The organism is Streptomyces sp. NPDC046915 (genome assembly GCF_040644935.1).
Classification (GTDB): Bacteria; Actinomycetota; Actinomycetes; order Streptomycetales; family Streptomycetaceae; genus Streptomyces.
Genome location: NZ_JBEYXB010000012.1, coordinates 104,982 through 123,188, shown reverse-complemented (window position 1 = coordinate 123,188; position 18,207 = coordinate 104,982). Strand labels below are relative to the sequence as shown.

Here is an 18,207-nt window from a genome sequence, read left to right as displayed (position 1 = left end):
ACGACGGTCGTGTCGATGTGCGGGAAGCCTCGGAGAAGTCGAGGAACGGCACCAACTCTCCCCTGCATAGTGCTTCGTGGAGTTGGATCGTGCCTTACGGACTATGGGAGACGGCCAAGCAGTTGATCCCAGCACACAAAGCACGCCCGCAGGGCGGCGGCACTGCGAATACCTCCGATGAGGCGCTGTTCGCGGCCATCGTCTACGTGCTGGTCAGCGGCTGCGCCTGGCGGTCCCTGCCACCATGCTTCGGTGTCTCGAAGTCAACAGCCCACCGACGCTTCCTGATCTGGTCCAGAGCCGGGGTGTGGAACCGGCTGCATGAAGCCCTTCTGCAACGGCGCGATGACACAGGCCTGATCGATGTCTCCCGCCGTGTCCTCGACTCGGCCCACGCTCGAACAGAAACAGGGGCGAACACACAGAGCCGAGAGCCCTGGACCGCCGCAGGACAGATTCCCGGATGTACATCCTGTTGGAGGCGGGCAGACTGCTCCTGGTCATCGGTGTCTCAGCCGCCAACACACACATGATCCGCAGGCCACCGGATCCGACCCGCCTCGGCCGACGTCGTCGGTCCGCGGCGACCGTCCGCCGCACTCGGCTACTCGCAGTCCGCCGCCGGCGCGGTGTCCTTCGAAGTGTCCGCGGCGTCGCTTCGTCTGATGCGCGCCCGGTTCCAGCTGGACCGGCAGGACGCGCGGAGGTCCCGGCTCAGCGCCGAGATCCGAGAAGGGCTCGGCTGGCATTGGCGCCAGCCGGTCATCCGCTTCCTCACCTTGGTCTCGGCCGCTGGCAAGGCGCGCTACGGCGCCGGGTATCTGCTGATCATCACCGTCGCAGAGCAACTCGGCGCCTCATCCCCGTGGATAGGCGTCGTCTTCAGCGGCGCGGCGGTCGGCGTCCTGGCGGGGGCGCTGGTCGCGGACAGGGCCACGCGTCGCTTCCCGCTCGGCCGGATCGCCGTGGTCAGGGCGTCCGCTGGAGCGGGCGCCTCCTCAACGTGCCGGGCCGACGGCCTGCACGGGTGACTGCTCGCGGTCGGCGCGATTCCTGACATCTTCTCCGGCCGGTGGCTATTCGATCCCGAGGGGTCCGATGCCCAGATCCTCACGCATGCGGCGGCGCATCTCAGCCATGGCCGTGCGGCGCTGTTGGATGAAGGCCGTGTCCTCGGCGGAGCCGACTGCGACTCCGCGGGCATAGGCGTCGCGCATCCGACGCAGGCTGTGAAACGCCTCGTTTCCAGCCGCAACAACGAGCGGCGGGCCCACGAGCCAGAGCTGCTCGCTTGCCGTGTGCAATCCGGTCCCACGGAAGGCTTCGCGTACCGCCGTATCACGCGCTGACTCGGACATGTGATCGCCCAGGGCGACAGCCCGTATCTCTTCCCCCGCGTCCTTGAGGGCAGAGGCGTACTCGGTATACACGGCACGCCGCACTTCCAGAGCGTGTCGTGCTTCCTCGCGCCGCCACCTGTTGCGATCGGTGATCAGGGTGGCAGCGATGCCGATAGCGGCACCTGTCAGCGTGGAGAGCAGAGGCATCCAGTCCATGCGCCGCATGCTGTCTCAATCACTGCTGCGACGCCAGCGCCCCTCACGTGCCGGCCTAGTGATCACGGACCTAGTCGACCTGTCCGTGGACAGCCGCTCACCTATGGACAAAAACGTAAGGTGTCCAACCTGATCGCCCGAAGAACAAGTTCAAAGAAGCGCGTATCAAACACCCTTCAGAACACGATCAAGTGCCGCCCGGCCTACAGGCCCCCAGTTCGGCTTGCCGCCGGGAAGGCCCCGATCTCCGTTCTGCCCCATGAGCATCAGGAAGAGGCTCTTCATCGCGGCCAGCCCGCGGGCGCGCCGGATCGCCGACTCGTCTGCATGCGCGTACATGTCGAAGAACCGTGAGGCCGTGCCCGCGGGTAGCAGCACCCATGCGGCGCCGAGGTCCCACGCCGGGTCGCCGGCGAACAGGCCACCGAAGTCGACGATGCCCGAGAGTGTCCCGTCCGAGACGACGACGTTCGCGGGATGGAGGTCGCCATGCACCCACACCCGCGGGCCCTCCCACGCGTCGGCCGCAACGGCGTCGTCCCAGACGGCCCGGACCTCGGCAGCGATGTCGTCGGGGACGACGGCCTGGAAGAAATGCTCGAAGCCCTCCGTGCAGTTCCTGGGATGGGCACCGCGGTCCCTAGCGATCGGCGCCTCGGCGGGCGCCTCCACATGGAGTGCCCGGAGAAAGCCCGCCAGCGTGTCGGCCGCGTGGGCGCCGCGGCTGATCGAGCCGTGGTCCAACGGCTCGCCGGGAACCCACGTCATCACGGTCCAGTACTTGGGGAAGCACTCGGACGGTTCGCCGAACCGCACCGGGATCGGCACCGGGAGCGGCAGGCGCGGGGCCAGCACAGGCAGCCACCGCCGCTCCTTGAGCTGGAGCTCCGGGGTGGGGTCCATGCGCTGCATGCGCACGGCCAACTCGTCCCCGAGGCGCCACATCTGGTTGCCCCAGCCGCCCGCCACCTCGCGGATGGCCAGCCCCGCAAGGTCTGGATGTTGCTCCTGAAGCAGGGCGCGGACCAGGTCTGCGGTGATCTCGATCTCGGTGTCGGTCATGCGACGTCACAGTACTGAGGCGGCAGGCGGCGCATCGCCGATTCAGTTTCAGAGAGCTGTAGATCAGAGGCCTTGGGACGGACCGGCCCGCAAGTTGGGAGAAACCTGCACCCGTTGTCCCGTCCTCCAGATGGATCCACGCCAGCGGCCCCGCGTCTCCTGGAGATCACCCAGAACCAAGCTCAACGGCCTCAAGCGGGTACGGACCGATGGCCGGCCGCTCACCGGCCACCGTGACGACGCCTCCCCTCACTGGGTGCCGGGTCCCCTGGCGCACAGTGCGTGATCGATCAGGGCGCTGGCCGCGTTCTCCTGGTCCAGTATATGCTCCGGGCTGTCGCCGCGTGCCTCGGACATGGAGACCACGGCGCTTCGACTGCCGTCGTCGGTGACGCCGTTGAGGGTGATGTAGCCGCCGTCCCCGCCCTCGTGGCTCCAGTAGGTTCCTCGACAGCTCCGCAGGGGGCGTTCGACCAGGCCGAGCCCGTATCGGCCGTCGGGCCACAGCTTTTGGACCTCCGCGCTCACGGGGACGGTCTGCTTCATCTCGACCAGCTGTCGCGTCGGTAGCAGGCGGCCTGCGAGCAGCGCGCGGAGGAAGCCGTTCTCGTCCCGTGTGGTCGTGACGAACGAAAGGTTCTCGTAGTCCACCGGTATCTGGTCGGTGACGTCCACCCGGGAACCGGGGCCGAAGAACTGGTAGGCCTGGGCGTGTGGCCGGGGCAGGGTGGGCGAGGTGCCCATCCACCGGGTCCGGTCGAGGCCGAGCGGGCGCAGGATGCGGTCTTCGATCTCCTGGTGGGCGGGTCGACCGGTGGCCGTATGGATGATCATGCCGAGCAGGACGTAGCCGGTGTTGGAATACTCCCAGCCCGCGCCCGGCGGGAGGAAGGCCGGCGGGTGGTCCATGGCGCGGTCGACCAACTGCTCCGGGCTGTAGACGTCGTGGCGCTGCTGGTAGTACTCCTCCGGCGTGGTGTATCCGGGCAGGCCGTCGTCGGAGATGCCGCTGGTGTGCTGGAGCAGTTGGCGAATGGTTGTCCGGCGGCCGTCGTTGCCGTTACCCCGCACCACTCCTGGCAGCCAGTGGTCGACCGTGTCGTCCAGGGACAGCACGCCCTCGGCCTCCAGCTGGAGGACCACGGTGGCGACCAGTGTCTTGGCCGTGCTGGCCATGCGGAAGTAGCCGTCGGAAGGGACCGGGCGGCCGGTGTGCAGGTCAGCGGTGCCGCTGGTGGCGACCGACTGCCGACCGTCAGGCGCGATGACGCGGGCCTGCACACCGCTGACACCGAGGGCGTGGATCGCCTCGGTGTCCTGGCGTAACTGCTCCGCAGGGGAGGGACCGGCGGGCTGGGCGGCGGCGGTGGCCACCTCGGCGGCGAGCAGCGTAGCGACACCGAGCGCCATGGCGAGGTGCTTTCGCAGGGTGGAAGGCATGGCTGAACGCTAGTTTCGCCCCCACCGGGGCACGATCCGGTGCCCCTCAGGATCGGAACGGGGGATATCCCCCCACGCGGGCCGTGAGTACCTGCTGCGTGGCCGCGCGTACGGCACCGACCCCGACCACCCGGCACGCGGCCTGGTCGCCGCTACGTCGAACCGGTCGGCGGGCCTCCCGAACCCCGCCCAATGGGATGCCGGCGCGGTCCGCGACGACGCGCGTGCGCGGGCTGCGGTGCTGAAGTCGGTGATCCGTCCGCAACCGGGCCTCCGGAACCGCTGAGTAGCGTCGAGACGTGCTTGATCACATGGACGTCGATGATGATGAGCAGGGGGTCGTGCGGAAACGCGGGGGCAAACGCCGGTGGGCGATCGCGGGTGGTGCGGCTGTCGTCGCGGCCGTCTTCGCGGTCGGAGTGGTGCTGGCTCAGTCCGGGCCCCAGGACATCGCCGCACCCCGCACCTGCCACACCGCGGCTCACGGCACCGCGCCCTCCGGCGCCCCGGCGAAGGGCGCCCGGACGCCGGCCGGTACCGCGCCCGCCGCTGACTTCGACGGTGACGGCCACCCCGACCTGGCCATGGGAGCACTGGGCGACGTGCAGAACGCCAGCGCCGGCGGCAGCATCGTGGTGGCGTACGGATCGGGCGAAGGGACCGGTCTCGCCCGCTGTCAGTACCTCACGCAGAACGACGCCGGGATACCGGGGAAGGCCCGTTACGAGGCGTTCTTCGGGACCGATGTGGTGGCCCGCGACTTCGACGGGGACGGGTACACCGACCTTGCCACCGCCGTCTTCGACTGGAAACCGCGCGTGATCATCATGTGGGGTTCCCCGGACGGGCTGAAGAGCGCTGTGCGGGTACCGGGGACGGGCGGCAGCCACGTCTCCTGGGTGCTGGACCCGCTTCTGGAGGAGCAGCTCGTCGCTGGTGACTTCGACGGGGACGGGCATGCCGATCTGGTCTTCGGGCTCGGTTCCGACAAGGGCCTGCTCAAGGGTCCTTTCCAACGCGACGGCAGCCCGACGGGCACCCGCCCGGTGTCCGCGCCGCGCCAGCCCGGAAAGGACATCGACACCGCGAACTACCGCGGCCTCGTCGCCGGAGACCTGGACGGTGACGGTGCCGACGAGCTGATGGCCTTCCACCACGAAGCGCCCCTCGGCACAGCCCAGTTCGAGGAGCGCTGGCCGGTCAGTTACTTTCACGCCCGCCGCGGCGGCCTCGGCCAACCAGATGACATCGACCTCCCCGACGCGGCGGCAGGCGCGGTCGGCGACGTGGACGGCGACGGTGCCGCGGACCTCGTGCTCAGTCCCCGGGGCGGCAAGGGGAGCCATAGCTCGGTGACCGTCGTGTACGGCTCCAAGACCGGACCGGGGAAGGGAAAACGGTCGACGACCATCGACCGCGACACCCCGGGCGTACCCGGCGAGGAACCCCAGGACGAGGACGCCGCCTTCACCTCCCTGGACACCGGTGACGTCAACGGTGACGGGTACGCGGACGTGGTGGCCGGCTCACCCCGGAGCAAGGAGTACGCGAAGACGGGCCCGGAACAGGTGCTGCTCCTGCTGGGCGGTCCGAACGGCCTGACCGGTGAGGGAGCCCGAGCCATCGATGCGGGCGACATCGGCGGCAAGAAGAGCGAGCGGGCCACGTTCGGTATGTCGGTGCGCCTCGCCGACATGGACGGCGACCACCGGGCCGACCTGACGGTGGCCGCACCGGGCGACGACAAGATTCGCAGCTCCGCATGGCTGCTGCCCGGCACGGACCAGGGGCTGTCGACCGGCGGTGTCACCCGGCTGTACGGCGACAGTTTCGAGCGCACCGGGATGCTGGACCTTTATATGGGGGGCGGCGGGATCGCCCGCTAGGAGTTTTCTTCAGATGTCACGGGCAAAGGAGCGCGAGGACATCCCGGCGCGCGGACTCGCCGCTGCGCCCCGAGCACACCGCCGCCGAACTGGCGCGGGCGTCGGCCGTGTCCCTGCACGGCGGAGGCTTCGCGCGGGTCGTGGTGACCGCGGAACTGATCGCGGCCACCACTCGGCCTGCACTTGTAGACCTCTTCCCTTGCCCATAAGACCGTCGATTCGCCCTGGAAGGACGGGTAACTCGCCCTAGTCGAGGCTAGGTTGAACCGATCGGCATGCAATCCCCCTGGAAAGGGACATGAGTCGGTATGACCGTCGCCTCACAAGCCCCGGCCCGCGTCTCGACTCAAGTCCCGGCTCAAGGCGGTGCCGCCCGGTTGGTGGGGCTGGCCCCCGCCGGGGTGCGGCCGTATCTGGAGTTGCTGCGGCTGGACCGGCCGGTGGGGGCCTGGCTGCTGGTGGTGCCCGGATGGATCGCCCTGGGAGCGATCGCCGGGCCCCGGGACGGGGGCCTGCTCGGGCTGCTGCTCCTGGTGTACGGGGTGCTGTCGAGAGGGGCAGCCTGCGGGCTCAACGACGTGCTGGACGCGCGGTTCGACGCGCAGGTGCCGCGTACGGCCGGGCGGCCCGTCGCATCCGGGCGGCTGGCGGCCGGGCGGGCACTGGTGCTGTGTGTCGTGGTGGGGGCCGTCGCTCCGCTGGTGATGGGCTTCTGGAGTGTGGAGGCCGTGGTGTGGGCGGCGGCCGGCGCGCCCCTCGCGGCGGTGTATCCGTATATGAAGCGGGTCACCCACTGGCCGCATGTGTGGCTGGGGATCACCATCAACTGGACGTTGCCGCTGGTGTACGTCCTGCTCACCGGAGGGCTCGGGCTCGGGGGCGGGGTGCTGTACGGGGCGCTGATCTGCTGGGCCGTGGGGACGGACGTGATCTACGCCTGCCAGGACCGGGAGGCCGATGTGCGGGCCGGGGTACGGTCGGCCGCCGTGCTGCTGGGGCGCCATAGCCGGGTGCTGGTGGGCGGCGTGTACGCGGGGTGTGTGGTGCTGCTCGCCTGGTTCGGGGTCGTGGCCGGGCTCGGGCCGCTGTACTGGCCCGGACTGTGCGTGGTCGCGGGGCAGCTGGGATGGCAGGTATGGCGGGCCGACCCTGCGGACGTCGGAGCCTGCGGGCGGGCGTTCGGCACCAACCCCCTGTGCGGACTGCTCATCCTCGTGGCCGTGCTCGCCGGGCGGCTCGGTACCCTCGGCTGAGGGACACGGACCCTGGAGGTGCTGGTGGGACTGCGGGAACGGATCGCGGCGGAACTCACGGCGACCATGCACGGCGGGGATCTCAAGCTGGAGCGGTACGCGGGGCCGCCCGGTGATCCCGGGCTGTTCGGGATCGCGCCGGGGGACCCGGTGTGGCGGGTGCACGGGCAGGCCACCGGGATGCTCACCGGCGGGTTCGCCGCGCTCATGCTCCAGTCGCTGCATCCGCTGGCCATGGCCGGGGTCGACCAGCACTCCGACTTCCGCGCCGATCCGGTCGGGCGGCTGAACGGAACCGTACGGTTCATCACCACCACCACCTTCGGCTCCTCGGCCGCCGCCCGCGAGGTGATCGACCTCGTCCGGCGGATCCACACCCGGGTGCACGGCACCGCCCCCGACGGCCGGCCGTACCGCGCGGACGACCCCGACCTGCTCACCTGGGTGCACACCGCCGAGGTACGCAGCTTCCTCGCCGGCTACCAGACCTACGCACCCCGGCCGCTCCGACTGACCCCCGCCGAGTGCGACGCCTACTACCGCCAAGCCGCCCCCATGGCCGAGGTGTTGGGCGCCCGGAACGTACCGCGCACATCCCTCGAAGCCGAGCGCTACCTGGCCCGCCTCCGCCCCCAACTCCACGCCACTCCGGCCGCGTTGGACTCGGTACTGTTCCTCCGCCGCTTCGGACGCACACGACGGGAGCGACTGGTCGTAGGCCTGCTCACGAACGCCTCGGTCGGACTCCTCCCCGACTGGGCCCGTACCGAACTCGGCATCCACCGCCCGGCCCCCGTCCGCACCGGCTGGGACCGGCCCCTGGCGACAGCCGTCGGAGGCACCCTCCAGTGGGGGCTCGGGCCCTCCCGGATCCAGGCCGCCGCACGGGGGCGACTGGCGGCGGCGCGGCAGGGATGACGTCGAGATCCTCGAGGCGTCCGGCAGCAGCGCGCTTCGGCGGAGGGGGGCCGGCGGCTCACCGGGTTCCATGACGGTGTCCTTTCGTGGTGCAACCGCCCAACTCGACTGGTCCGTACGTCAGTAGGGTGGTCGACCATGGAGCATCGACCTCTGGGCCGCAGCGGCCTGATGATCAGCGAGATCACCTACGGGAACTGGCTTACGCACGGCGAACTGGTCGGCCGTGACCCGGCTCTGGAATGTATCCGGGCGGCACTCGACGCCGGTGTCACGACGTTCGACACGGCGGACGTCTACGCGCAGGGAGCCGCCGAGGAACTGCTCGGTGAGGCGCTGCGGGCGAGCGGGGTGCGCAGGTCGGCGCTGGAGATCGCGACGAAGGTCTGCCTTCCGGTCGGGGACGGGCCCAACGACCGCGGTCTGTCCCGCAAGCACATCATGGAGTCCTGCGAGGCCTCGCTGCGCCGGCTGCGCACCGACTACGTCGACCTGTACCAGGCGCACCGCTTTGATGCGCGTACGCCGTTGGAGGAGACCCTGGTCGCCTTCGACGACCTGGTGCGGCAGGGCAAAGTGCTCTACCTGGGCGTGTCCGAGTGGACCGCCCCGCAGATCGAGTCTGCGCTCGCGCTCGCCGACGAGCTGGGGCTGCGCAGCCGGCTTGTCTCCAACCAGCCGCAGTACAACATGCTGTGGCGGGTGATCGAGCCCGAGGTACTGCCGCTGTGCCGGGAGCGGGGCATCGGGCAACTGGCCTTCCAGCCGCTCGCGCAGGGCGTGCTGACGGGGAAGTACCGGCCCGGTGAGCAGCCGCCCGCGGGCTCGCGCGCGCTCGCCGGCGGCCGTGCTCCCAAGTTCGTCAGCCGCGTACTGGGCAGCCGGCTCCTGGAGAGGGTCCAGGAGCTGCGTCCGCTGGCCGAGCGGTACGGGCTGTCCATGGCTCAGTTCGCCATCGCCTGGGTGCTGCGCCAGGAGGGCGTCTCCTCGGCGGTGCTGGGTGCGAGCCGCCCGGAACAGATCACCGAGAACGCGGCGGCCTCCGGCGTACGGCTGGACGACGAGGTCCTCAAGTCCGTCGACGAGATCTTGTCCCCGCTGATCGACCGCGACCCGACCAAGACGGCACGGATGATGGCCGTCGAGTCGAGCTGGCGGGACGAGTCCTGAGGTCCGGGTCGGGCCCACCGCCGGTGCCGCGCCCTTCCTTGCGCCGCCACATCGCGGACGCCGCCGTATCGCAGCAGGAGCTCCACCATCTGTCACTCACTCATTCGGGGGAGTGGCACCGTTCCTCCCGGGCGTTTCGGTCCTGTCGCTGGACAATCCGGCCATGGGTACTGGTGGGCGGACCCGACGGGTCGGTGTGCTCTATCTCTTGCTGGCGGCCGGGGGTGCGGCGGGGGCGGTGTGGGTGGCCTCCCGGTTCGGCCTGCCCGTGGCCGAGACGGTGGCGACACTGCTTCCGTCGGCGGGCGGTCTCTACCTGTCCTGGGCGTCGTTCCACGCAGATCGGCGGGAGGCGGCCGAGGAGCGCGGACACAGTGCGGCCGAGATCGCCGATCGGCTGGCGGTCGCCGTGCGCGGGCAATGGGACGCCGAGGCCCGGGTGCGTCGGCTGAACGACCCCTATCCGCTTCCGGTGTCCTGGCGGGCAGCCGATGAACGGTTTGCCGAGTCGTGGCCGCTGCTGGGGGAGATGGCGGAGAACTGGCCGTCCGGCCGCGCGTCCGATCCCGACGGCTGGGCCGCCGAGCCCGCCGAACTGGCCGGTTCCGGCGGGGAGATCACCGAGGTGTTCCTGCGACGGGTGCCGACACGCCGCCTTCTGCTCCTGGGGGGTCCCGGGAGCGGGAAGACGATGCTGCTGATCCGCCTGCTGCTGTCTCTCGTCGCCGAGCGCGAAGAGGGCGGCGCGGTACCGGTGCTGTTCGCGCTGGCCTCATGGAATCCCGCGGAGCAGACGCTGGAGGACTGGATGGCGGATCGGCTCGCGCGTGACTACACCGGTCTCGGCGAGCCTCAGGCCGGGCACGCCGGGCAGGTAGGCCATGCCCGGGCACTGCTGGAGCACCGGTTGATCCTGCCGATCCTGGACGGCTTCGACGAGATCCCCCCACGGTTCCGCGGTGCGGCGCTGGACTCGATCAATGCCGCCCTGCCGCTGGGCCAGCCAGTGGTGCTGTCCAGCCGGGTGATGGAGTACGAGGACACGCTGGGCCCGGCCTGCGGCGTCCCGGTGAGGCTCTGTGGGGCGGTCGCCGTGGAACTGCGGCCGCTGGACGTGCCGGACATCGCCGACTACCTGCGCAGGGACGGCGGGGGACAGGACACAGTGGCCGCTGCCCGGTGGGAACCGGTGATCCGGCTGCTCGGCACCGACGCCCCGGTGGGCCGATCGCTTACCACACCACTGATGCTCTTCCTGGCCAGGACGGTCTACAACCCCCGTCCAGGAGAACAGACCACCGCCCTCCCCGCGCCCGCGGACCTGTGCGACCCGGTCCGCTTCCCCGATCCCGCCGCGGTCCGGACCCATCTGTTCGACGCGTTCGTGCCCGCCGCCTACCGCCCCCATCCGCGGTACCCCTGCCGCTGGTCTCCCCGGCAGGCCGAGGACGCCCTGCGGTATCTGGCACGGCACCTGCGGCACACCCAGGGCACCACCGACCTGGCCTGGTGGCAGCTGCGCCGGGTCCTGCCACCCCGTACCACCCAGGTGGTGACGGCAGCTGTACTCGGTGCCGTGGCGTGGGTCGCCACCGCCGCGGTCGGCAGACTCACTGCGCTGATCGCCCACCTGGACTCCGGGTGGCTCACCGGCCCGCCTGCCGCGATCGTCGGTGGCCTGGCCGGAGGGATCGCGGGCGGGATCGGCGGCGGCATCGTCGCGGGCCTGACCGCGGGCATCGCCGAGGGCCTCACCCTCGCCCTGGCCTCCGGGGAGCCGGGATGGCTCATGACCACGACCGCCAACGGACTCGCGTACGGCTTCGCCGGCGGGATCGTCGGTGCGCTGTCCAGCAGACTCACCGACCGGGGACGCGGGACCGGCGACGCGAGGACGGACTGGTCCTGGGACTGGCGTTTGTGCGCCCTCGGCTTTGTCTCCGGCGCCGCCCTCTGGTTCTCCTTCCGGTCCGGCTACGGCCCGGCGGCCGCGGCCACCGGCGCCCTCGGCAACGGGGCCGTCTACGGCCTGGCCGGCGGAGCCGTCGGCGCCCGGGCGAGCAACCTGTCCGCGCGCCGCCCGAGCGCTGCCCCGAGCGTCCGCACCCTGTGGGCCTGGGACTGGCGGGGGTTCACCGTCGGGCTGGCCAGCGGCTCGACCATCGGCATCACCCACTGGGCCGTCCTGAGACTCCAGTCCCTCCTCACCGGCGTTCCCGCCTACACGTTCGCCACGCTGCTGTCCTTCGCCTGCGCGTTCGGACTCGCCGTGGGACTCGTCCATGGCCTCAAGGGCAAACCGGCCGACCTTGCCACGGCGGTCGGGCCGACCGCCCTCCTGGAGCAGGACCGCACAACCTTCCGCAGGCTGTGGGCCGCCATTGGTCTCGCCGTCGGTACAGCGTTCCTGCTCTGCTACGGCATCGAGTACGCCGTACATGAAGGGCTCCCGTACGGACTGACCCGTGGGTCCACGGGCACCGGGATGATCCAGATGAGTCCGCCCCACATTCTCGACCGCGGCCTCGCCTACGGAATCACGGTCGGGCTCGCGGCGGCGATCAGCCAGAACGCCTGGTGGCACTACACACTCACCCGCCACCACCTGGCGCTGCGCCGACACCTCCCGCGGGACCTGACAGCCTTCCTGACCGACGCCCACGAACGACGCGGTGTACTGCGCCAGGTCGGAGCGGTACACCAGTTGCGTCACATCGACCTGCACCACCACCTCGCCGGTCCGGCGCGGCACCAGGGACCCGACACATCACGCCCGTCACTGCCCTGGCCACGCTTCCCGGTGACGCTGGTACGCCGACGCTGAGGTCTCGCTGACCTGATCTTCCAAGTGGCTGCGTTTTCGAGCCAGTTGCGGAAACGAAGGGGTGCCGTGGAGGAGTTCATGCGCGCGTCAGGGTGCAGTTCGGTTGTGAGTTCGCGCTCGAATCGGGTCTGTCGGTGCCGTGGTCGGCAAGGCGTCCACCTCGTCGGCCTTCACCGTGGAGCTGGAATGGGAGAAGCCGCCCGAGCGGTGAGCCCGGCCGTTCCGACCGGCTGGGAAGGGCTGCTCAAGACAGCGACCCTGCGGACTTGCGCAGCGACCGGCCGGGCGCGCCGTGGCTGCCGCGCGCGGCCGGACGTGCGACCGAGGGATGCAGCGGGAGCCGTCATCAACACCCGTACTGGCGCGGTGTGCGGCATGCTGAGCACCTCCGACGGCTTCGGAAGCGCGCACCTGGTGCCGGTGGCGGAGATTCCGGCGTGGTGTTCAGAAGGGGCGGAAAAGGCGGCTCTGGACGGCGGGTGGCTGCGGACACTGACCGACAGCCAGGTGGAGGCTGCCGGATGGCGCAGCCCGAGCCCGCTGCTTCTTGACTACCTCGCGGCTGCGGCAGACGGCGCGGAAGAGCGGGCGAAGCAGCGAGAACAGAGTCGATCGGTGCCTGAGCGCATACCGGCGGAGGAAGTGTTCGAGCTCGTCTTGACGCCCGACCGGAGCACCGGCGTCCTCGACCGCCAGCGGCACGTCGGCGGCTGGGCGGTGGTCAGTGACCGCCGCTGGGGGGCTCGCAGCCGGTGCCGTCGGGGTAGCCGCCGAAGGCATCCGCCTTGGTGGACTCACTGCTCATCGTGCCCTCCACACACCAGGGAGAGGCGCCGATGTCGATGAGGAAGCCGACTCCGGAGGACCCGTCCTGGTACGCCTGCACCTTCCCGGCGGCGTAACCGAGGCCGGTGAGCGCGTCGCGGACGTTGTCCGGGGCGAAGTCGCCGCGCCGGCGCAGCGGTTCGAGTGCACTCTTGACGCGTCCGACGACGGTGAGTCCGTCGCAGCGGTTCCGGCCGTGGAGCGGGATGGGAACTCTGAAGCCGTGGTTCTCGGCGTAGTGGTCGGTCGGCGGCACGGTTGAGCTGGGGGTGGTGGCGGCCGTGGGCTCCGTCGGCTTGGAGCTCTCGCCGGGGCAGGGGAAGTCCGCTGGTGTACTCGGCGTCGATATGCCGGTCGGTGTTGGATGCGAACGCCGGTACGCGTCGGCGGTGTCCCCTGTCCGCTGCGTTCCGCACCCCGCCGCCAGCAGGACCGTCACCGTTAACGGCAGCATCCCGAGGTGGGCTCTCGTCTTTCTTGACGTCGTCATCCCCCGATCCTTCCCCGCGGTTCGGTGGGCGTCATGAGTACTTTTACTCATGGGGCCACCACACCCCGGCCGGCCTTGTGCAGCTGGACTGGTCGGGGGACCGTTGGTGACCGTGCCGGGCGCTATCTGGGCAGGGTCTGGGTGACGCGCCACAGGCGGCGCGGCAGGTCGCCCTCTTGAAAGGCGTGGACCTCGTTGAGTACCCAGCCGTCGGCAAGGGCGTCTACCAGGGCGCGGGCGAAGTAGTGCACGGCGAAGCCGCCGTGTTCGAAGACGTCGTCCCCGTGCGGGGTGCCGGCACCGTAGTGGGCGTCGCCGGTGTGCCGGACGGTGTAGACGAACACTCCGCCGGGCCGCAGCACGCGGCGTACCTCGCCGACCAGTGCGTGGATCTCCTTGGTGGACAGGGCCATGCACAGCAGCATGTGCGCGAAGACCGCGTCCACGGAGGCATCCGGCAGCCGCAGCGGGTCCCGTACGTCGTGCACCTCGGTGGTCACCCGTTCCGCCACCTCCAGCCGCTGGGCGGCGTCGCGCAGCTGCTCCAGGCCCGTGACGGAGAAGTCGGTGGCCTGGACGGTGAAGCCCTCGCCGGCGAAGTACAGCGCGTCCCGTCCTTGGCCGGCGCCGAGTTCGAGCACATCCCGCACTCCGGCCGCACGGAAGACCCCGGCGGCATGGACGGCCGGGGCGGACGGCTCCTGACCGTACATGCCGGGGTGGGTGGCATAGATGTCCTGCCAGTGCACCCGCTGCGCATCGGCCCGGTCCTGCCCGTCGTCCGTCACGGCCCTCGTCCTCTCGTGCCGGTGCAGCGAAGCGTAGGCCGGGATTCCCCGCGGCGATAGTTCATGTTTTCCTGAATTCAGGATCAAGTGTACTGTCGTGAGCGTGCCGACCGTTGCCTCCGACATCGACGTGCTGGCCCGCTTCGGCCGCGCGCTCGCCGACCCGATCCGCTGCCGGATCCTGCTCGCTCTCCGTCAGGCCCCTGCCTACCCGGCCGACCTCGCCGACGCCCTCGGCATCTCCCGCACCCGCCTTTCGAACCATCTCGCGTGCCTCCGGGATTGCGGACTGGTCGTTACCGTCCCGGACGGGCGCCGCACCCGCTACGAGCTCGCCGACGAGCGCCTCGGCCACGCCCTGGACGACCTGCGGACCGCCGTGGTCGCGGTGGAGGCCGACAAGACCTGCCCCGACGCCGACACGAAGGACTGCTGCTGACCGTGGTCCCCCTGTCCATTGGGCCCACCCGGGCCGCGAACTCGGCTCCGCCAGTGCCGTGGCCGACTCCAAGCAAACCCTGCTGTGCACCTATCTGTCCGCCGTGCTCCTGGCTGGGCTGGTCCTCGACGCCCCCCTCGGCTGGTCCTGGACCGACCCGATCGCCGCGCTCGTCATAGCGCCTTCGCCGTCAAGGAAGGCCGCAACACTTGGCAGCCTCGGGCGGGGGAGGGGCGCATGCCAACCCGCGAGAAATCAATCACTATTAGTGATGAACCTTCACTTATGGTGATATTGGATTTCTGTGCGGGGTATACGTGATGTGTCTGCGCCATGGTCGGCCGAGCCCGAACCGGCTTCTGGTCCGAGCGACGGGGCGTCCGTCCCGGCGTTGCCCCATGAGCGATCCCGAACCGGGGTCCGCCTGGTAGCCCGCGCGCGGCTGGAGCCCCTTCCGCGACCACGTCCCCATCCCCCCACGCCCTTCTGAGACTGCCCCGTTCCGTCCCGTTCCCCGTATTCCCCGCGAGCGGCCCGTGCCGTGGCCGCTCCCGGTACTTCGGCGTGCCCGCGCACGCTCGTCCGAGGAGGAGATCTGCTTGGCGATCAAGGTGGAGGAGCTGCGGCAACTGCTCGGCAGCCACAGCGACCCGGGTCAGGTGGTGGAGGTGCCCTGCGAGGCCTTCGGTCCGGGCGCCGCGTTCCGCCCGTTCTTCGACGACGGGGTGCTACGGGCCCGGTGGGAGACCGGCGACGTCGACGCGCTGTCGTTCTCCGGCGTCGCCGACACCGCGCTGGCCGAGGGTCCGGTGCCGGTACAAGTGGCCTTCTCCCACAACGGCGCCCCCGAGGTCACCGGCGTGGAGCTGGTCGCCGAACTGCCCGAGCCCGGCACGACCGTGCGCGAACTGGCCGGCGACCTGGGCATCGACACGCCCACGCTGCCGGACGGCGTGCGGGTGACCCGCGTGGGGCTGGCCCAGGAGGACGGCACATCGGTGCTGACCGGTGGTGGGGCCCAGGGCCGCGTGGCGGTGGTCAGCCGCCCTGAGGCCGGCGCGCTGGTGATGGCTGAGGGTGCCGCCGGGTGGCTGGTGCTGTGCGCCGACCGCGACCTGTCGCGCGACCAGCTCGCGATGCTGGCCCGCTGCGTGCCCGAGCTGCCCGTGCCCGCACTCGCGGACGGGCTCGCGCGCGGGTCGTGGCTGGTGCTGCCCGGTCCCGTGCCGATGGTCGTTCCGGTACGGCCCGAGCTTCCCCGGCCGGAGCTGGACCCGGACCGCCGCGACGGCCTCAACCGGGTCATGCCGGCCCGCACCGAGACCGCCCGAACGGCTGCCGAGGCTCGTCGCGGCATCCGGCGGGTGCCACACGCGATCGCCACCGAGGACGGGTACGTCGTGCTGGCCCCCGGCGCGCTGCGGCGGGCCCGCGGGCGGTTCGGCCTCGCCGCACCGGCGGCGTACGTGCCCGGCCGTGGCTGGGTCGACTTCGGCGAGTTGGCCGAGGGTGCGTCGGTCTCGGTGGAGTACCAGAATTCGCCGCTCACCGTGTCCGGCGGCCTCGCCGCGCTGCCGGCGCAGCCCCCGTACGCGATCGTCGTCGGTGGCGTGCTGGTCGTGGACACCGGCACGATCAGTGGCAGCGCGGTGGCCGCCGCGTACCTGCCGACCGCCGGCGGCAAACCCTCGTTCTTCGCGTTCGGGGCACTCGGGTCGGACAAGGGCATCGGCCCGCCGATGTTCCAGGTGCGCGGGATCGCGGGCGGCATGGGGTGGCGCAGCAACCTGCGGATGCCCGGCCCGGTCGACCTCGCGGACTTCCCGTTCATGAAGGCACTTGGCGACCCCGGCTCGATCGGCGCCGCCCCCGGCGGCGACACCGACCCGCTGGCCGTGCTGGAGAAGCTGACGTCCGGGGCGGACCCATGGGTCACCCCGGCCGGGGCCGGCCAGGACCCGCTGTGGATCGCGGCCGGCCTGGCGTTCACGGTGGCCGAGCGGCTCGACGGCCGCGCGATGATGATCCTCCAGACAGGTGAGGACCTCACGCTCGGGCTGCTGGGCCTCGCCGGCATCCAGTTCCCCAAGGAGCCGGGGCGCCGCAAGTACGCCAACGTCGAGATCGGCGTCGAGGTCGTGCTCAAGCCCAGGGCGGGCGAGTTGTCGTGGAGCGCGGGCCTCACGCCCAACTCGTACCTGCTCGACCCCAACTGCAAGCTGCGCGGCGGCATCGCGGCGAAGATCTGGTTCGGCCCCAGCCCGCACGCGGGCGACTTCGTGGTGTCCATCGGCGGCTACCACCGGAACTACCGCAAGCCGGGCAACTACCCGGCCGTACCCCGGCTCGGCTTCGACTGGGACCTCGCGGGCAACGTCACCGTCTCCGGCAGCGCCTACCTCGCGCTGACCCCGGCCGCGGTGATGGCGGGCGGCGGGCTGGAGGTGCGGTTCCAGTCCGGCGCGTTGCGGGCCTGGCTGACCGCGCAGGTCGACGCGCTGGTCCAGTGGAAGCCGTTCTACGTCGACGTCGGCCTGCGGGTCTCCGTCGGCGTGCAGGCCCGGATCAAGATCTGGTTCGTCAAGATCACGATCACTGTCGAGGTCGGGGTGTCGCTGCGGGTGTGGGGGCCGCCGACCGGTGGTCAGGCGAAGATCCACCTGTGGTTCATCTCGTTCACGGTCGGGTTCGGCAAGGACCGTGACACGGACGACAACGCCCTCACGTGGTCCGACTTCCGCACGATGCTGCCGCCTGGCGACGCGGCCGTGCGTGTGATGCCCGGCGCGGGACTGATCTCCGACCGGCTGTACGGCGGCGACGGCACGCGCGCGGTCGAGGACGCCTGGCAGGTGTCCTCGGCCGGGTTCACCTTCTCCACCGACTCCGCGGTGCCGGTGACCGAGCTGTACCTGAACACCGGCACGAGCAGCCCGACCGAGCGCGGCAGCAAGCTCAACATCCGCCCGATGCAGCTCTCGGAGCGGACCAGCACGCAGCGCGTCTCCCTGAAGAGGGATCAGTCCGCCGTCGACCTGACCACGTGGAAACGGTCCCGCGGCACGGTGTCCGTGCCCCAGGCGCTGTGGGGCGCGGGCAAGGGCAGCACACTGCCCGCCCCCGGCGAGCAGACGATCCCCCACCAGATGACCGGTGTGCGGCTGTCCACGCCCGACCCCGAATACGGGTTCACCACCGGCTACATCACCGAGGAGGCCTTCCGGTTCGACCCGATCGACCCGGACGGCACGCAGCCGCTGAACCCCTCCGCCGGACCGGTCGGGCCGGTACCGGATCGTCCGTCCGGCGTGATCGGCACGATCGCGGAGACGGTCAACGCCCCGTCGCAGAAGGCGGACCGCGGCGCGCTCGCCGACGCCCTGCGCGGGCTGGGCCTCGACCTCGGACAGCTGAACAACGACCTGTCCGCCCACGCCACAGCCGCGCCGACCGCGTTCGCCGACGCGCCGATGCTCGTCACCACCCCCTGACGCCGGATCGCCTCCTGACACCACGCCAGGAGCTGCTTCCCTCGACGCTTCCGTCCGCCACCCGA

13 protein-coding genes and 2 pseudogenes are annotated in these 18,207 nt (G+C 70.8%); 10 read left to right on the top strand and 5 right to left on the bottom strand.

All coding sequences use genetic code 11. The annotated features are described in order from the left end of the window. Positions 1–62: 62 nt before the first annotated feature. Positions 63–529: pseudogene (locus ABZ915_RS29150) on the top strand (transposase); the annotation flags it as partial. Between the two features lie 136 nt (positions 530–665). Then, entirely contained in the window at positions 666–1,031 is a 366-nt protein-coding gene (locus ABZ915_RS29145; protein ID WP_361809722.1) for a hypothetical protein, read from the top strand. Positions 1,032–1,076: 45 nt separating this feature from the next. Here ABZ915_RS29145 and ABZ915_RS29140 read toward each other — a convergent pair whose 3' ends face one another. From ABZ915_RS29140 to ABZ915_RS29130, 3 genes are all read right to left on the bottom strand, one after another. Beyond that, positions 1,077–1,556, bottom strand: coding sequence for a hypothetical protein (locus tag ABZ915_RS29140; protein WP_361809382.1), 480 nt, complete (start codon positions 1,554–1,556; stop codon positions 1,077–1,079). 165 nt (positions 1,557–1,721) lie between these two features. Beyond that, entirely contained in the window at positions 1,722–2,618 is an 897-nt protein-coding gene (locus ABZ915_RS29135; RefSeq protein WP_361809380.1) for an aminoglycoside phosphotransferase family protein, read from the bottom strand. A gap of 249 nt (positions 2,619–2,867) precedes the next feature. After that, a complete protein-coding gene (locus ABZ915_RS29130; protein WP_361809378.1) occupies positions 2,868–4,058 on the bottom strand; it encodes a serine hydrolase domain-containing protein in 1,191 nt (396 codons plus the stop codon). A gap of 341 nt (positions 4,059–4,399) precedes the next feature. On the opposite strand from ABZ915_RS29130, the gene ABZ915_RS29125 reads away from it, so the two are divergent. The 5 genes from ABZ915_RS29125 to ABZ915_RS29105 all read left to right on the top strand — a co-directional run bounded on the left by ABZ915_RS29125 (position 4,400) and on the right by ABZ915_RS29105 (position 12,109). Further along, entirely contained in the window at positions 4,400–5,944 is a 1,545-nt protein-coding gene (locus tag ABZ915_RS29125) for an FG-GAP and VCBS repeat-containing protein (protein WP_361809377.1), read from the top strand. A 308-nt stretch (positions 5,945–6,252) separates the two neighbouring features. Then, positions 6,253–7,197: a 4-hydroxybenzoate octaprenyltransferase gene (locus ABZ915_RS29120; RefSeq protein ID WP_361809375.1), complete on the top strand. Its 945-nt coding sequence runs from the start codon at positions 6,253–6,255 to the stop codon at positions 7,195–7,197. Positions 7,198–7,221: 24 nt separating this feature from the next. Continuing rightward, positions 7,222–8,115, top strand: a complete 894-nt coding sequence (locus ABZ915_RS29115; protein ID WP_361809373.1) for an oxygenase MpaB family protein — start codon at positions 7,222–7,224, stop codon at positions 8,113–8,115. A 138-nt stretch (positions 8,116–8,253) separates the two neighbouring features. Beyond that, entirely contained in the window at positions 8,254–9,285 is a 1,032-nt protein-coding gene (locus ABZ915_RS29110) for an aldo/keto reductase family protein (RefSeq protein WP_361809371.1), read from the top strand. A gap of 163 nt (positions 9,286–9,448) precedes the next feature. Beyond that, a complete protein-coding gene (locus ABZ915_RS29105; RefSeq protein WP_361809369.1) occupies positions 9,449–12,109 on the top strand; it encodes an NACHT domain-containing protein in 2,661 nt (886 codons plus the stop codon). A gap of 721 nt (positions 12,110–12,830) precedes the next feature. Here ABZ915_RS29105 and ABZ915_RS29100 read toward each other — a convergent pair. Then, on the bottom strand, positions 12,831–13,373 hold the full coding sequence (locus ABZ915_RS29100) for a hypothetical protein (protein WP_361809367.1): 543 nt from the start codon (positions 13,371–13,373) through the stop codon (positions 12,831–12,833). Between the two features lie 173 nt (positions 13,374–13,546). Further along, entirely contained in the window at positions 13,547–14,212 is a 666-nt protein-coding gene (locus tag ABZ915_RS29095) for a class I SAM-dependent methyltransferase (RefSeq protein ID WP_361809365.1), read from the bottom strand. 103 nt (positions 14,213–14,315) lie between these two features. Here ABZ915_RS29095 and ABZ915_RS29090 point away from each other — a divergent pair, with 103 nt between their 5' ends. The 3 genes and pseudogenes from ABZ915_RS29090 to ABZ915_RS29080 all read left to right on the top strand — a co-directional run bounded on the left by ABZ915_RS29090 (position 14,316) and on the right by ABZ915_RS29080 (position 18,142). Further along, the gene (locus ABZ915_RS29090) at positions 14,316–14,651 is read left to right on the top strand and encodes a metalloregulator ArsR/SmtB family transcription factor (protein ID WP_361809363.1); all 336 of its coding nucleotides are present in this window, start codon (positions 14,316–14,318) and stop codon (positions 14,649–14,651) included. A gap of 31 nt (positions 14,652–14,682) precedes the next feature. Then, positions 14,683–14,972 (top strand): annotated as a pseudogene (locus ABZ915_RS29085) (hypothetical protein); the annotation flags it as partial. Positions 14,973–15,250: 278 nt separating this feature from the next. Then, positions 15,251–18,142 carry a DUF6603 domain-containing protein gene (locus tag ABZ915_RS29080; RefSeq protein WP_361809361.1) on the top strand — a complete coding sequence of 964 codons (2,892 nt, stop codon included), beginning with the start codon at positions 15,251–15,253 and terminating at the stop codon, positions 18,140–18,142. Positions 18,143–18,207 lie beyond the last annotated feature (65 nt).

What these genes read in the sequence shown, in the direction of transcription:
- ABZ915_RS29145 (WP_361809722.1), top strand. Translation starts at nt 666, where the DNA reads ATGCGCGCCCGGTTCCAGCTGGACCGGCAGGACGCGCGGAGGTCCCGG.
- ABZ915_RS29140 (WP_361809382.1), bottom strand. Translation starts at nt 1,556, where the DNA reads ATGGACTGGATGCCTCTGCTCTCCACGCTGACAGGTGCCGCTATCGGC.
- ABZ915_RS29135 (WP_361809380.1), bottom strand. Translation starts at nt 2,618, where the DNA reads ATGACCGACACCGAGATCGAGATCACCGCAGACCTGGTCCGCGCCCTG.
- ABZ915_RS29130 (WP_361809378.1), bottom strand. Translation starts at nt 4,058, where the DNA reads ATGCCTTCCACCCTGCGAAAGCACCTCGCCATGGCGCTCGGTGTCGCT.
- ABZ915_RS29120 (WP_361809375.1), top strand. Translation starts at nt 6,253, where the DNA reads ATGACCGTCGCCTCACAAGCCCCGGCCCGCGTCTCGACTCAAGTCCCG.
- ABZ915_RS29110 (WP_361809371.1), top strand. Translation starts at nt 8,254, where the DNA reads ATGGAGCATCGACCTCTGGGCCGCAGCGGCCTGATGATCAGCGAGATC.
- ABZ915_RS29105 (WP_361809369.1), top strand. Translation starts at nt 9,449, where the DNA reads ATGGGTACTGGTGGGCGGACCCGACGGGTCGGTGTGCTCTATCTCTTG.